12 protein-coding genes are annotated in these 14,597 nt (G+C 66.6%); 10 read left to right on the forward strand and 2 right to left on the reverse strand.

What is annotated here, in order from left to right; all coding sequences use genetic code 11:
• Nucleotides 1–8 precede the first annotated feature (8 nt).
• Both ACU18_RS09950 and pdxA read right to left on the reverse strand, forming a co-directional pair.
• The gene (locus ACU18_RS09950; RefSeq protein WP_050685391.1) at nt 9–776 is read right to left on the reverse strand and encodes a DeoR/GlpR family DNA-binding transcription regulator; all 768 of its coding nucleotides are present in this window, start codon (nt 774–776) and stop codon (nt 9–11) included.
• Nucleotides 777–839: 63 nt separating this feature from the next.
• Nucleotides 840–3,239, reverse strand: coding sequence for a 4-hydroxythreonine-4-phosphate dehydrogenase PdxA (pdxA, locus tag ACU18_RS09955; RefSeq protein WP_050685392.1), 2,400 nt, complete (start codon nt 3,237–3,239; stop codon nt 840–842).
• A gap of 192 nt (nt 3,240–3,431) precedes the next feature.
• Here pdxA and ACU18_RS09960 point away from each other — a divergent pair, with 192 nt between their 5' ends.
• The 10 genes from ACU18_RS09960 to ACU18_RS10005 all read left to right on the forward strand — a co-directional run bounded on the left by ACU18_RS09960 (nt 3,432) and on the right by ACU18_RS10005 (nt 14,481).
• Nucleotides 3,432–5,057, forward strand: a complete 1,626-nt coding sequence (locus ACU18_RS09960; protein WP_050685393.1) for an ABC transporter substrate-binding protein — start codon at nt 3,432–3,434, stop codon at nt 5,055–5,057.
• A 4-nt stretch (nt 5,058–5,061) separates the two neighbouring features.
• Nucleotides 5,062–5,997, forward strand: a complete 936-nt coding sequence (locus ACU18_RS09965) for an ABC transporter permease (RefSeq protein WP_050685394.1) — start codon at nt 5,062–5,064, stop codon at nt 5,995–5,997.
• Nucleotides 5,994–6,914 (forward strand): ABC transporter permease, encoded by a 921-nt coding sequence (locus ACU18_RS09970; protein WP_050685395.1) that lies wholly within the window; start codon nt 5,994–5,996, stop codon nt 6,912–6,914. The genes ACU18_RS09965 and ACU18_RS09970 overlap by 4 nt, the downstream gene beginning before the upstream one ends.
• Complete coding sequence (locus tag ACU18_RS09975; protein WP_050685396.1) at nt 6,911–7,771, forward strand: ABC transporter ATP-binding protein; 861 nt, start codon at nt 6,911–6,913, stop codon at nt 7,769–7,771. Before ACU18_RS09970 ends, ACU18_RS09975 begins: the two co-directional genes overlap by 4 nt.
• Nucleotides 7,768–8,667, forward strand: a complete 900-nt coding sequence (locus ACU18_RS09980) for an ATP-binding cassette domain-containing protein (RefSeq protein ID WP_050685397.1) — start codon at nt 7,768–7,770, stop codon at nt 8,665–8,667. Before ACU18_RS09975 ends, ACU18_RS09980 begins: the two co-directional genes overlap by 4 nt.
• Nucleotides 8,667–9,644, forward strand: a complete 978-nt coding sequence (locus ACU18_RS09985; protein WP_050685398.1) for an aldo/keto reductase — start codon at nt 8,667–8,669, stop codon at nt 9,642–9,644. Before ACU18_RS09980 ends, ACU18_RS09985 begins: the two co-directional genes overlap by 1 nt.
• Nucleotides 9,645–9,688: 44 nt before the next feature.
• Complete coding sequence (locus ACU18_RS09990; protein ID WP_050685399.1) at nt 9,689–10,450, forward strand: HpcH/HpaI aldolase family protein; 762 nt, start codon at nt 9,689–9,691, stop codon at nt 10,448–10,450.
• A gap of 443 nt (nt 10,451–10,893) precedes the next feature.
• A complete protein-coding gene (locus ACU18_RS09995; protein ID WP_050685400.1) occupies nt 10,894–12,282 on the forward strand; it encodes an MFS transporter in 1,389 nt (462 codons plus the stop codon).
• 58 nt (nt 12,283–12,340) lie between these two features.
• Nucleotides 12,341–13,594 carry an aminopeptidase P family protein gene (locus tag ACU18_RS10000; protein ID WP_050685401.1) on the forward strand — a complete coding sequence of 418 codons (1,254 nt, stop codon included), beginning with the start codon at nt 12,341–12,343 and terminating at the stop codon, nt 13,592–13,594.
• An 83-nt stretch (nt 13,595–13,677) separates the two neighbouring features.
• Entirely contained in the window at nt 13,678–14,481 is an 804-nt protein-coding gene (locus tag ACU18_RS10005; RefSeq protein WP_050685405.1) for an IclR family transcriptional regulator, read from the forward strand.
• The last annotated feature ends 116 nt before the right edge of the window (nt 14,482–14,597 follow it).

Genomic DNA, 14,597 nt, shown 5'->3' on the forward strand with positions numbered 1-14,597 from the left:
AACAACCGCTAAACCGCAGCCACCTCAACCTGTACCCCGGCGTCCCGGAACTTCTGCACCTGGGCGGGGTCGGCGCCGTCGTCCGTCACCAAAGTCCACGGCAAAGCGAGCCGAGCCCACGCATGGAAGGGCCGCAGCCCGAGTTTGGACGAGTCCGCCAGGACGTAGACGGCGTTCCCGCGGCGGGCCATGAGCTCCTTGAGCCGGGTCTGGGCGTGGTCGGCCTCGCAGATGCCGTCCTCGGCGGTGACGGCGTCGGCGCCCAGGAACACCCGGTCAAAGCTCATCCGCTCCAGCGCCGCCTCGGCCAGCGGGCCCACAAAACTCTGCGAAAGGCTGCGCAGCCGGCCGCCCAGGCAGTCCACCTCGATGCCGTCGGACTCGGCGAGTTCCTGCATGGTGTTGATGCCCGGCGTCGTCACGGACAACCGGTCGAAGCCGCGCAGTTCATGCGCCAGGGCACCCACGGTGGAGCCGGCGTCGAGCAGGATGTTCTCCCCAGGCTGGATCACGGCCGCCGCCCAGCGGGCGATCGCATGCTTCTGCTCAAACGCCTCGCCCGTGCGCTGCCGCAGCGACGCCTCCGGGTGCGCGCCCAGGGCCATCGCACCGCCGTAGGTGCGGGCCAGCCGGCCCTGCCCGTTGAGCAGCGCCAGGTCCCGGCGGATGGTGGACGCGGTCACCTCGAAGCGCGCGGACAGTTCCTCCACGGAGGCCAGGCCGGTGGTCACGGCCAGGTGGTAGATCTCCTCGCGCCGCGCATCCGCTGACATCATTCCCGGCCTCCTTCCCGTGGGATAAGTACCCATGCTAGTTCCGGCGTCCCGAAAACATGGTTGCTACACGGCCACGGCGGGCCGGGTTGCCATCTCCGCCGCCTGGTGCAGCGCCTCCACCATGGACCGCGGATCCGCGATGGCCTTGCCGGCGATGTCAAAGGCGGTGCCGTGGTCCACTGACGTGCGGATTACCGGCAGGCCCACCGTGATGTTCACGCCGGCCTCGATGCCCAGCACCTTCACCGGGCCGTGGCCCTGGTCGTGGTACATGGCCACCACCAGGTCGTAGTCGCCGCGGCCGGCCAGGAAAAACAGGGTATCCGCCGGCAGCGGACCCACCGCATTGATCCCGGCCGCCTGCGCAGCCTTCACACCGGGCTCGATTTTCTCGGCTTCCTCGCCCTGGCCGAACAAGCCGTTCTCGCCGGCGTGCGGATTGATGGCGCAAACGCCGATCTTCGGGTTGGGGATCCCGGCCCGGATCAGTGCCTCGTTCCCGCGCCGGATGGTGCGTTCCACCAGGTCCGGGTTGATCTTCCGGACGGCGTCCATCAGTCCGATGTGCGTGGTCACGTGGATCACCTTGATCTTGGGTGTGGAGAGCATCATGGACACCTCCTCCGTGCCCGTCAGCTGCGCCAACAGCTCGGTGTGCCCCGGGAAAATGTGGCCGGCCGCGTGCAGCGCCTCCTTATTCAGCGGCGCCGTGCAGATGGCCTGCACCTTCCCGGCCATCGCCAGCTCGCTGGCCACCCGGATGTACTCGTACGCCGCATGCCCGGCCACCGGGGAGAGCTGCCCCCACGGCAGGTCTTCCGGCAGCAGCGCCAAGTCGATCACGTTCACCCGGCCCGGCGTGAACACCGCGTCCTCCACGTCCGTGATCACCTGGATGTCCGCCTCAATGCCCAGCACCTCGGCGGCCTGGCGCAGCCGCAGCGCGTCCCCGACCACCACGGGCCGGCACTCGGCGTTGCTCTGCGGATCCAGCACGGCGGCCACCACCACCTCGGGTCCCACCCCGGCGCCATCGCCCATGGTGACGGCCACGTAGGGCAGTTCCGCAGAATCAGTGTTGTTCATGAAGTGTCCTTCAGGGGGCAGGGACGGCTGGGGTGCCGTCGGCAGGGGGAGTGCGGCGGGGGAGGGATCCTCCGCCGCGGAAGGTTCAGGGGAGCCGTCGAGTGCGGCCAGGATGGTGCGGAGGCTGTCCCGGCTGCCGAAACTTCCGGGCCGGGTGACCACGGGCATCCCGGCCGGCGTTCGGGACAGGACGGCGCCGTGTTCGATCTCGCCCAGCACCAAGAGTTGCTGGACGCCGAGTGCAGCCAGCACGTGCCGCGCAGTTTCGCCGCCGGTCAGCATCAGCGGCCGGTCTTTGGCAAACGGTGCAACTGTCCGGGCCAGCGCGCCGGCGATCCGGGCCGACGCCACCGGATCCACGTTGGCCGCCGCCACCGTGACCGCCGCCGGACCAGCCCGGAGCGCAGTTTCCAGCGCGGCGGTTGACGGGTTTCCGGCCAGGAGATCCTGCGGGGCAAACGTGATGACGGGGACGCCGCCCGCTGCCAGAGCGTGGAGCTGCTCCCGCGCCGGTCCTGACGCCGAGCCCACCACCAGCAACGGCGCCTTGGCGTCCTGCCGGGCTTTGGGGGAGCGGACGACGGCGGCCCTCGCCTCGGGTGTGTGCCCTGCAGTCCGGGCCAGGGCAGCGCCCAATGCGGATGCGCCGGCAAGCCGCAGGCCCGGGATGCCGCGGGCGGCCCGGGCAATGAGGTCCAGGTCCGCCGTGGTTTCCGCGTCGCAGACGATGACGGCTGCCGGGTGGCCGGCGCTCGCCGCCATCAGGAGGGCGGTCAGGGCCGGGGTTCCGGAGCGGACGGCCGCCAGGCTGATCAGGGTGGTGTCCAGGGGAGCCAGGGTTGCGGCGACAGACTCGGGCGCTGCCGTCGGTTCGGCATCCCAGAGCGGGGTCCGGTGCAGCGGGACACCCCCATGGTGCACCATCCCGTTGACAGTGCTGCGGCCCATTGCGGGCAGCGCGGGGGCCAGGAGGACGGGGCCGCCCTCCGCCAGGACTTCCAATTGCCGCGCCACCGGTCCGCGGAGCAGCGAATCGAGTTTCAGGAAGACCAGGGGAGCGGCATCCCCGGAGGGCAGCGCCCCCAGGATCAACCGGAGCCTGTCCGCGGCAACGTCCGCCGGGAACGCCCGGTTGTCCGTGTCCAGAACCAAAGTGGCGGCCGCCCACGGCAGGCAGGCCACGGCTGCCGCAAGGTCTTCCGGACCGTGCGGGAGCAGGCGGACCTGGGGGCCGCCGTCGTCCGTTCCCTGCTTTAAAGGCAAGGAATGCGCACTCTGCGCACAGGATTCGGTCAAGTGGGAAGAGCCGCCCAGCAGCGCCGCGGCGGTCTCGGCCGCGCCGGAAAGGTCGTCAGCAATGGCAAGTATGCGTAGCATTGCTGCCTCCTTTGGCATCGGCGTTATGGATCCTGCATACCGAAAACTATCTGGTCTGCACAAAACACGCTAGCCCTATTGCGCGCTTTGCGCAATCGTGGCATTGTGATGGCAGTAACACCAGCGGGGCAGGTATCACCAGGATGCAGCGCCTCGGCCGGCAGGTGCCGGCCCCTTACTTGGAGGTCAAAGATGACTCGATCCGACAACGTTGCCGGCGGCAGCGGATTCCTCGGCGAAGTGGCACAGCGTTCCCTCTCCCGGCGTTCCCTCCTGCGGTGGGGCGCCTTGGCCGGAGCAGGCGCAGTGCTGGCACCCGCCGTCACAGCCTGCGTGGCGCCGAGCGCCCCGGGTGGTGGAGCCACCGGTTCCACCACCCTGACCCTGGGCCTGAACCGCTCCCTGGTCAGCCTGGACAACAAACTCAACCAGTTCGACGCCGCCGTCACCGTCCAGCGGGCCGTCCGCCAGGCCCTGACGGAAATCGGCGATGACCTCAAGCCCCGCAACGTCCTGGCCGAGTCCTTTGAACTGACCAGCCCCACACAGTGGACGGTCAAGCTCCGCAACGACATCAAGTATTCGGACGGCTCCAGCGTGGCCGTGGAGGATGTGGCCAAGGCCCTGGAGATGTACAGCCAGGTCAACGGCTCCTTCCTGGCCCCGCAGTTCCCGGAATGGCCCACCGTCACCAAGAAGGACGAGCTGACCTTCACCCTGGACACCAAGGCGCCGCTGCCGGTGCTCAGCACGCTGATGTCCAACATCCTGATCACCCCGGCCGCCGCCAACAAGCCCGAAGAGCTGCAGGACGGCGTGGGCACCGGCCCGTACAAAGTGGCCTCCGCGGACCGCGGCACCGGCACCTACAAGCTGGTGGTCAACGAGAACTACTGGGGCGAGAAGCCCAGCGTCAGCGAAGTCAACGTCCGGTTTATGTCCGAGGAGTCCAGCCGCGTGGTAGCCCTGCGTTCCGGCGAGGTGGACGTGATTGACTCCATCACCCCGGACTCGGTGGCCCAGCTGAAATCCGTGGACGGCATCGAGATCGAATCGGTCACCGGAACCCGCTACAACCAGCTGTTCTACAACTTCCGCAAGCCGGCGGACAGCCCCATGTCGGACCCCGAGGTCCGCGAGGCCCTGTCCTACGGGTTCGACAGCAAGTCCGTGGTGGAAGGCATCCTGGGTGGCACCGTCACCTCCGCCAAGGGTGTGGTCCCGCAGACCCTGGCCGGCGCCGTGGAAACCGGCGAATACGCCTACGATCCCGGCAAGGCCAAGTCCCTGCTGGCCGGACTGGGCGTGTCCAACCTGTCCGTCAAGGTGATCTGGGAAACCGGTGAATTCGCCGCCGACGTTTCCATCATGGAAGCCCTGGTGGAAATGATGAAGGAAATCGGCGTGACGGCCGAGCTGCAGCAGTTCGAACCGGGCGGCGACATCTCCTCCTGGCGGCAGGGCAAGGCCGGCGACTGGGACATCCTGGGCAACGGCTATGGAAACCAGACCGGCCTGGCCCTGACCAACCTGCAGGGCATGTACGCCGGCACGGCGGAGAAGGAAGCCACCCGCGACACGTACCACGGCTTCGTTTTCCCAGAAATCAGCAGCAAAATCATCACCGCCACGTCAGAGACGGACCAGGCCAAGAGCACCGCACTGCTCACCCAGGTCCAGAAGGACATCTGGGCCAAGTGGCCGTGCATGTGGGCCTTCATCCCCAACGCCGTCCTGGCCCGCCGCGCCCGGGTGGAAGGCGTCAAGCTCCGCCCCATCAACTCGTACCAGCTCTCCACAGTCAAGGTGAACGGCTAGCCCCATGCTCACATACGTCGCCAAACGGTTGAGCCAAAGCCTGCTCACGATCTTCCTGACCGTGTCCACAGTCTTTGTGCTCATCCGCATGGCTCCCGGCGACCCGGCCTACGCCCTGGCCGGGCCGCTGGCCTCCACCGGGGACCTGGAAAAAATCCGGACCTCCATGGGGCTCAATGAACCCCTCTTCACCCAATACGGCATCTTCCTCAAGGAACTGGCCGCCGGAAACATCGGCAAGTCATACTCCTTCCAGGCACCCGCCCTGGACGTGGTGCTGGGCCGGCTGCCCAACACCATCTTCCTGGCGGTCCTCGCCATCCTCCTGGCCATCGTGGTGGCCATCCCGCTGGGCGTCTGGATGGCCAAGCGCGCCGACACCAAGCGTGAGCTGGGCGTCAACGTCCTCACCATCGCCGGCCAGTCGATGCCCGATTTCTGGATCGGCATCATGCTCCTGACCCTGTTCGCCGTGGTGTTCCCCATCTTCCCGTCCTCCGGCTTCACCAGCTGGTCCGGGGTGGTGCTGCCCGTTGCCACCATCGCCATCCTGCAGATCGCCCTGGTGTCCCGGATGGTCCGCCGCGAGGTGGGGTCCAACCTGGCCGCCCCCTACCTGACGGTGGCCCGCGCCCGCGGCACCGGCGAGCAGAAACTCACCTGGGCCTACGCCATGCGCAACTCCTCCATCCCCATCCTCACCACCCTGGGCACCCGGTTTGCCGGCATGCTCAACGGCGTGGTGGTGGTGGAAGTGGTGTTCAACTGGCCGGGCCTCGGCTCCCTGGTGGTCCGGGCACTCGAAACCCGCGACTACCCCCTCATCCAGGCAACAGTGCTGGTGACGTCCGTCCTCGCCGTCGGCGTCCAGCTGCTGATCGATCTCTGCTACCCGCTGCTGGACCCCCGCGTCCGGCTCGGAAAGGTGTCCGTGGCATGAGCACCATCAACGAAATCCCGCTCGCCGCCCAGGCCATGAAACGCCCGACGGCGGTCACCAAGCAGCTGCTCAAGCGCTCCTCCGCGGCCCGCCGGGAACGCTCGGCGAAGGTGAAGATGGTCCTGGGGGCGTTCCTCACCGCCATCGTGGTCCTGCCGATCGTCCTGGCGCAGGTCCTGCCGCTGCCCGACGTCGATGCCCAAAACATCACGTCCCGCTTCCTGCCGCCGCTCAGCGGCGGCCACCTCTTCGGCACCGACCAGCTGGGCCGGGACATCCTCTCCCGCGTCCTGCACGGCGGCCAGGTGTCACTGACCATCGGTGTGCTCGCCGTGGTGATTTCCGGCGTCGTGGGCGTTGTCCTCGGTGCCCTCGCCGGATTCTTCGGCGGCTGGATGGACGCCGTGGTGTCCCGCCTGATCGAAGCCCAGCTCTCCCTGCCGCTGCTCATGATGCTCCTGCTGGTGGTGGCCCTCTTTGGCCCGTCCATCCCCGTCATCACGTTTGTGATCGCGATCGCCCAATGGCCCGAACCTGCCCGCCTCACCCGGTCACTGGTCCTGGTGGAACGCGAAAAACCCTACGTGCAGGCCGCCAAGGTGCTGGGCCTGCCCCAGATCACCACACTGGTGAAGCACATCATCCCCAACGTCATCAACCAGGTGATCGTGGTGGTCCTGCTGCTGCTGGCCACCGCCGTCCTGATGGAAAGCGCCCTGAGCTTCCTGGGCGCCGGGCCGCAGCGCCCGTTCGCCACCTGGGGCCGCATCATCTCCGACGGCCAGGACTTCCTCACCACCTCCTGGTGGATCGTCACCCTGCCCGGCGCCGTGATCGCCATCCTGGTGGTGGGGGTCAACCTGCTGGCGGACGGCCTCCGGGACCGCGTCCGCCGCCGGAAGGAAACCACAGCATGAGCGTCCTCGAGGTCCGCGACCTTTCCATCGAACTGATGACCACCGGCGGGGTGATCCGCGCCGTGGACGGCGTCTCCTTCAGCATCGACGCCGGCCAGACCGTCACCATCATCGGTGAGTCAGGATCGGGAAAGAGTACGACGGCGATGGGCCTCCTGAGGCTCCTGCCGGACGACCTCGCCGTCATCTCCGGCCACGCCATGCTGGACGGCGTGGACGTGGTCACCGAAACGAAGAAATTCGCGAAACTCCGCGGCCGGTCTGTGGCGCTGATCCCGCAGGATGCCATGACGGCCCTGTCCCCGGTGCACACCATCGGCCGGCAGCTGGGCGAGGCCGTGCTCCGCAAAGGTGCCATGTCCAAAGCCGACCTGAATCGGCGCTGCCTGGAGCTGTTGGAACAGGTCCGCATCCCCAGCCCTGACGCGCAGCTGAAGAAGTACCCGCACCAGCTCTCCGGCGGCATGCTCCAGCGTGTCCTGATCGCCATGGCGCTCGCTGTGGATCCGGTGCTGCTGGTGGCTGACGAACCTACCAGCGCCCTGGATGTCACCGTGCAGGCCGGCATCCTGGATCTGTTGATGGAACTGCAGGAGCGCACCTCCGTGGCCATCCTTATGATCACGCACGACCTGGGCGTGGCCCGGCTGGTCTCGGACCGGATCCACGTGATGAAGGACGGAAAGTTTGTCGAAAGCGGTGAAGTGGAGCAGATTGTGGAGCACCCGCAGACCGACTACACGCAGAAGCTGCTGGCCGCGGTGCCCAAGCTGGGGCACTGGGACGGGGAACCGCCGCACGATACCCCGGTCTTTAACCCGGCCACGTCCAACACTTTGAACGGAGCACACCCGTGAGCGCCACCCTGCAGACCCCGGCCGGAACGCTGCCGGCGAAGGACCTGGTGCTGTCCGTCAAGAACCTCACCGTGGACTACGCCGTGCACCGCAGCACCTTCCGGGCCGTGGACGACGTCAGCTTCGACGTGCCCCGGGGCAGCACCGTGGCGATTGTGGGGGAGTCGGGCTGCGGCAAGTCCACCATCGCCAAGGCAATCGTCCGGCTGCTCACTCCCACCTCCGGCCAGATCCTGCTCAGCGGCCAGGACATCGCCCGGATGCCGGCACGCCAGCTGCGGCCCCTCCGCGCCAAGGTGCAGATGGTCTTCCAGGACCCCTACGGTTCCCTGGACCCGCACCTGACGGCCGAGGACATCGTGGCCGAACCGCTGACGCTGCGCGGCATCCGCTCCGCGAAGGAACGACGGGCCGAGGCAGCCAAGCTGATCGACCAGGTGGGCCTGCCGTCCTCGGCGTTGGGCCGGCGGCCGGCAGAGTTTTCCGGCGGGCAGCGGCAGCGCATCGGCATTGCCCGGGCGCTGGCCTCCAAACCGGAGCTGCTGGTGTGCGACGAAGCCACCAGCGCACTGGATGTCTCCGTCCAGGCGCAGGTCCTTGACCTGCTGGCGGACATCCAGCACGCCACCGGTCTGACGTACCTGATGATCAGCCACAACCTGGGTGTGGTGCGCGAAAGCAGCAGCCACGTCCTGGTGATGTCCAAGGGAAGGATTGTGGAGCAGGGGCCAACGGAGCAGGTCCTCACCACGCCCCGCGACCCCTATACCCGTGCGCTGCGGGCCGCCGCGCTGGACCCGCTGACCATGACCGGACGCAAACCACGGGACGTCGTGTCCCGCCTGAACAAAGTAGCGCCCCAGGGCGAACCCGTACTGATGGAGGAAGCAAGCTGATGCAGGGAACCACCGTGGCGGGACTGGAGCTGCCCATCTCGCAGCTGGCGCTGGGCACCATGACGTTTGGGGACACCGCGTCCGAAGAGGTCGCGGCGGGGATGCTGGAAACAGCGCTCGACGCCGGCATCACCGTGATTGATACGGCCAACGGGTACGCCGGGGGAATCACCGAGGAAATCCTGGCCAAGCTCCTTCCCGCCCACCGCGACGCCGTCATCCTCGCCTCCAAGGCCGGCATGCCGCACCCGGACGCCGGGGAGCATTCACCGCTCTCCGCGGACGGCCTGCGCCTCTCGGTGGAAGGCAGCCTCCGCAGGCTCGCCACCGACCGGCTGGACCTGTTCTACCTGCACATGCCCGACCGTGCCGCGCCGCCCGCTGAGACGGTTGCCGCCGTCGGCCGCCTGATCACCGAAGGCAAGGTGGGCGCGTGGGGTGTGTCCAACTTCGCCGCGTGGCAGATCGGCGAGCTGAATGCCGTTGCCGATGCTGCCGGCGTCGTCCGCCCGGTGGTGGCGCAGCAGCTGTACAACCTGCTGGCCACCCGGCTGGAGGACGAATACCTGGAGTTTGCGGAGCACACCGGACTGCTGACGATGGTCTACAACCCGCTGGGCGGCGGGTTGCTTACTGGCAGGCACACCTTTTCGGAGGAGCCCGCTGAAGGCCGGTTCGGTAACTCGCGGCTGGCTGAAATGTACCGCCAGCGGTACTGGGACCCGCGGCTTTTTGAGGCTGTGCGGCAGTTGGCCGGGATTGCCGACGGCGCGGGCCTGCCGATGCCGGAGCTGTCCCTGCGGTGGCTGCTCAGCAAGCCGGGGGTAGGGTCCGTCTTGTTGGGCGGGTCCAAAGTGGAGCAGCTGCAGGCCAATATCGCGGCCGCGGCAAAGGGTCCGCTGCCGGCCGATGTGGTGGCCGCGTGCGACGCGGTGGCCGCGGAAATCCGCGGGCCCATGCCCAAGTACAACCGCTAGCCTTCTGCTGACCATTGAATCGCCAAACTGAAGAGGAATCCGCCATGAGCGCCGCAGCATTTGCCGAAAAAGCCCGGGCCAAGCAGGCCGTCGTCGGATACTGGGTGGTGCTGGACTCGCCGGTATCCACCGAGCGGGTGGCGCGGCTGGGGTACGACTACGTGGCCCTGGACGCCCAGCACGGCCTGATGGGGTACTCCGGCTGGCTGCACGGCCTGATGGCGATCGACGCCGCGGGTGCAGCCGGGATGGTCCGGGTGCACCCGAACAACGCGGCGTTCATTGGGCAGGCGCTCGACGCCGGTGCCGCGGGCGTGATCGTGCCGCTGATCAACAACGCGGCTGAAGCCGCCGCCGCCGTCCGGGCAGTCCGGTACCCGCCGCACGGCATGCGGTCCTACGGTCCCATGCGCTCGGCGCTGCGGATCGGTCCCAAGCCTGCTGAAGCCGATGCCACCGTGCTGTGCCTGGCCATGATCGAGACGCCCGAAGGCTTGGAGAACGTGAAGGAGATCTGCGCAGTGCCCGGGATCGACGGGGTGTACATCGGCCCGTCCGATCTATGCCTCGCCGTGGGCGGGAAGTTCCCGAACGATCCGGACGTGGCAGAGGTCTTCAACGCCGCCCTGGTGACCATACGGGAGGCGGCCGAAGCCGCCGACGTCATCGCGGCGATCCACACGCCCAGCGGTGAGGTGGCGGCCCAGCGGATCGCGGAGGGCTTCACGTTCGTGACCGTGGCGTCGGACCTGACGCACCTGGAAATTGCCGCGGCAGGTCATCTGGCCACGGCCCGCGGGGAGTAAGCGGCGAGTCATTGGGCGGAGCCTTTACGCCCGCCTCCGCCGAACGCACCGCAGCAATCCCCGGTCGGGAGAACCCGACCGGGGATTTTTGCGTTCTGTTTCCGGCGGGTTCCTACAGGGCGGCGCCCGACGGCCTCCCGTCCTGGCTCGCATGGGATTCCTTCGTGGAGACGCGGGCGCCCGGCGTCGGACTCGCGTTGGGCCCGGTTAGCAACTTTGTTGTGCTGAATGCAACCAATGAACCAACCGCGGCGCTCGCCGTTGGTTCCTCGTGAAAGCTGGGACGACGGCGGCAGCCTGGCCAATGCGTCATGATGAGGCAGTGAAATAGAGCGGAATCGCGGTGGGAAGCACTCGAAAAAGCATTGACTGTGTCGCGCATCACGCATAATCTATTGCAACAGCGTTGCGCTTATTGCAACCCTAAACAACTTGGTGGACAAATGAGTAACGAGACTTCATCCTCCCCTCTCCAAGGAATCGCGAGTGCGGAGCATAACCGCGCCCATGGAGGCAGCACACTTAGCGGCCAGCAGCTGCACCTTGCTGACAACGTCGTCAGCAGGGAAACGCGCCGCCGGGTCGTCGCGGCAAGCTTCATCGGCAACTTTGTTGAATGGTTCGACTACGCCGTCTACGGATACCTGGCCGTCACGATCGCCACCGTGTTCTTCCCTGAGTCGGACCCCCAGACGGGACTCCTGCTGACGTTCGCCCTTTTTGCCATCTCGTTCCTGGTGCGTCCGCTTGGCGGCTTCGTCTGGGGCCACATCGGGGACAAAGTGGGCCGACGCACCGCACTCTCCCTTTCAATCCTGATCATGTCCGCTGCAACCTTCTGCATCGCCCTGATCCCGGGTTACGACACCATCGGCATCTGGGCGCCGGTCCTTCTGTTGATGATCCGCGTTGTTCAGGGCTTCTCCGCTTCCGGGGAATACGCCGGGGCCTCGGCCTTCCTGGTGGAGTACGCTCCCGCGAACAAGCGCGGCCTGTACGCCGCAGTGGTTCCCGCGAGCACCGCGGCCGGACTTCTCTTCGGCTCCCTGATTGCGGGTCTGCTGACCACCATGCTCAGCACCGAGGCGATGCACGGCTGGGGCTGGCGCCTGCCGTTCCTGCTGGCCGCCCCGATGGGACTGATTGGCCGCTACATCCGGACCAAGCTCGAAGACACCCCGGTGTTCCGTGAGTTGGCAGCGGAAGACGAAACCATCAAAGCGCCGGTGGCGGGGTTGTTCCGGAACCACTGGCGGCTGCTACTCAAGGCCGTCGGCGCCGTGCTGCTCAACGCCGTCGGGTTCTACGTGATCCTCAGTTACATGCCAACCTACCTGTCCTCTGAGCTGGGCCTCGGTGCCACCGAATCATTCCTCGCCACCACCATTGCGCTCGTTACCTATATCGGCTTCATCTTCCTGACCGGGATGCTGTCAGATCGCTACGGACGCAAAAAAGTGCTGATCAGCGCGTCCATCACGTTCATCCTGCTGACCGTGCCCGCGTTCGCGCTGCTGGGAACAGGGAACTTCCTCATCATCGTCCTGGTCCAGATCCTGTTGGGCGCCATGCTCACCCTTAACGACGGCACGCTGCCCAGCTTCCTGGCCGAAATGTTCCCCACCCGCGTCCGCTACAGCGGCTTCGCGGTCAGCTTCAACCTGTCCAACGCCCTGTTCGGCGGCACCGCTCCGTTCATGGCAACGCTCCTGATCGCGTCGACGGGCAACGACCTCGCTCCCGCCTGGTATCTGGTCGCGGCGGCCCTTATCTCCCTGGTCGCCGTCGCGCTCTCCCGCGAAACGTGCAGGGAACCGCTGCGCCACGAGTAGCCGCCCCGGCTCCACACCCTTTTCCTCACCAAGAACAGCACCGCAGAAAGGCATCACCATGACCGTTAGCACCGATAACGCAACCACCGTCGCTGAACTGGAGCGCACCAAGATCCTTCGGAACGGCAAAAAGGTCAGCCTGACGTTCTCCGACGCCGAGTTTGAACGCCGCCTGGCCGGCCTGCGCCGGATCATGGCAGCGAAGGATCTGGACGCCGTCGTCCTGACCAGCTACCACTCCATCAAGTATTACTCCGACTTCCTCTTCACCACCTTTGGCCGGCCGTACGCCATGGTGGTCACCCAGGCCGACAACGTCACCGTCACCGCCAACATCGACGCCGGTATGCCCTGGCGCCGCAGCTACGGGGACAACCTGGTCTACACCGACTGGCGCCGCGACAATTACATCTTCGCCATCCAGGAGGTCCTGCGTACCCGAGGGATCAGCCCGCGCCGCCTCGGTGTGGAGGATGACTCGCTGCCGCTGGATAACCGCAACAAGATCCAGGCGGCCTTTGACGGGGCAGACCTGGTGGATGTGGCCCAGGCCGCCATGCGCCAGCGCATGATCAAGTCCGCCGAAGAGATTGAGGTCATCAAGCACGGCGCCCGCATCGGCGACCTTGGCGGCGAAGCCATCCGCAACGCCATCACGGCCGGAATCACCGAATACGAGGTGGCCCTGATCGGCACCGAAGCCATGGTGCACGAGATTGCCCGGACCTTTCCCGACTCCGAAATCCGCGACACCTGGGTGTGGTTCCAGTCGGGCATCAACACCGACGGCGCCCACAACTGGGCCACTACGCGGAAGATCCAGCAACACGACATCCTGTCCCTGAACTGCTTCCCCATGACCTCCGGCTACTACACCGCGCTGGAACGGACGCTCTTCTACGGTGAGCCAGATGCCCGATCGCTGGAACTGTGGAACATCAACGTCGAGGTCCACAAGCGCGGCCTGGAACTTATCAAACCAGGGGCTGTCTGCAAGGACATCGCCGCCGAGCTTAATGAGATCTACGTGGGACACGGCCTGCTGGCCAACCGCACCTTTGGCTATGGACATTCCTTCGGCGTCCTCAGCCACTACTACGGCCGGGAAGCCGGACTGGAGCTCCGCGAGGACATCGACACCGTCCTGGAACCGGGCATGGTGGTTTCCATGGAACCGATGATCACCGTCCTGGACGGCCAGCCGGGCGCCGGCGGCTACCGGGAACACGACATCCTGGTAGTAGGGGAAGACGGTGCCGAGAACATCACCAAGTTCCCGTTTGGCCCCGAATACAACATCATCGGCGGCTGATCATTTCCTTAGCGGCACACGAGGAAGCGGCGCCAGGCCCCTGGCGCCGCTTCCGGCGACTGTAGGGAATGATGGGAAACACCATGAGTGCAACTGAATCCGAGACCACAGCCAACGGCGACAGCAAGGGTGCTTCCGTCATCGTCAACGCGATCGCCGTCCTCCGCACCTTCACCGCAGACGAGCCGCTCCTGGGCGTCACCGAAATCGCCAACCGGGTGGGCCTGCACAAAAGCACCGTCTCCAGGATCCTGGCCACGTTCGAACAGGAACACCTCGTGGAGCGCGACGAGGAAACCCGCCGCTTCCGGCTGGGGCTCGGACTCATTGCCGTGGCCGGCCCCCTGCTGGCCGAATTGGAAGAGCGCCGCGTCGCCTATCCCGTGCTCCGCGAACTCACCGAGCAGACCGGGGAAACCAGCGCCCTCATGGTGTGGAGCGGCGACGAATCGATGTGCGTTGAGCAGATCGCCAGCCATCAACAGATCAAACACACCGCCCCGCTGGGCGTACGCTACAGCGACGCCCTGAGTTCATCAGTGCAGGTCTTCCTTGCCAACGAACCCGAAGCCCGGGTACGAACTCTCCTGCGCAGCGGCGCCATTTCTTACCCCGGCCTCGACGACGTCAGCCTGGATGCCTATATGGTCCGGCTGAGGGACGGCATCAGCCGCGGCTGGGCACTTAACTATGGAGAAACTTCCATCGACGAGGTGGGCGTGGCCGCGCCCGTCTACGATCACCGCGGCGACGTTGTGGCCGCCGTCCTGATCCCTGCCCCAAGATTCCGGGTTTCCACGGACCGCCTTCACGCCCTCGGGGAATCGTGCGCCGCGGCTGCGCAGAAAGTCACGGCACGTCTGGGCGGACGCGCCCGGTCCCGCTGAGGCGTTGTTAAACCTCCAGGCGATGGTTGCGACAAACCTGCTGGTCCACCTCGCGGTTCCGCCGGGTGGACGGCACGCAGGACGACGGCGGGAGGTGGGCGGTTTCTAGGGGTCGT

It is taken from the genome of Arthrobacter sp. ZBG10 (genome assembly GCF_001238605.1).
GTDB lineage: Bacteria > Actinomycetota > Actinomycetes > Actinomycetales > Micrococcaceae > Arthrobacter.

What these genes read in the sequence shown, in the direction of transcription:
- ACU18_RS09950 (WP_050685391.1), bottom strand. Translation starts at nt 776, where the DNA reads ATGATGTCAGCGGATGCGCGGCGCGAGGAGATCTACCACCTGGCCGTG.
- pdxA (WP_050685392.1), bottom strand. Translation starts at nt 3,239, where the DNA reads ATGCTACGCATACTTGCCATTGCTGACGACCTTTCCGGCGCGGCCGAG.
- ACU18_RS09960 (WP_050685393.1), top strand. Translation starts at nt 3,432, where the DNA reads ATGACTCGATCCGACAACGTTGCCGGCGGCAGCGGATTCCTCGGCGAA.
- ACU18_RS09965 (WP_050685394.1), top strand. Translation starts at nt 5,062, where the DNA reads ATGCTCACATACGTCGCCAAACGGTTGAGCCAAAGCCTGCTCACGATC.
- ACU18_RS09970 (WP_050685395.1), top strand. Translation starts at nt 5,994, where the DNA reads ATGAGCACCATCAACGAAATCCCGCTCGCCGCCCAGGCCATGAAACGC.
- ACU18_RS09975 (WP_050685396.1), top strand. Translation starts at nt 6,911, where the DNA reads ATGAGCGTCCTCGAGGTCCGCGACCTTTCCATCGAACTGATGACCACC.
- ACU18_RS09985 (WP_050685398.1), top strand. Translation starts at nt 8,667, where the DNA reads ATGCAGGGAACCACCGTGGCGGGACTGGAGCTGCCCATCTCGCAGCTG.
- ACU18_RS09990 (WP_050685399.1), top strand. Translation starts at nt 9,689, where the DNA reads ATGAGCGCCGCAGCATTTGCCGAAAAAGCCCGGGCCAAGCAGGCCGTC.
- ACU18_RS09995 (WP_050685400.1), top strand. Translation starts at nt 10,894, where the DNA reads ATGAGTAACGAGACTTCATCCTCCCCTCTCCAAGGAATCGCGAGTGCG.
- ACU18_RS10000 (WP_050685401.1), top strand. Translation starts at nt 12,341, where the DNA reads ATGACCGTTAGCACCGATAACGCAACCACCGTCGCTGAACTGGAGCGC.
- ACU18_RS10005 (WP_050685405.1), top strand. Translation starts at nt 13,678, where the DNA reads ATGAGTGCAACTGAATCCGAGACCACAGCCAACGGCGACAGCAAGGGT.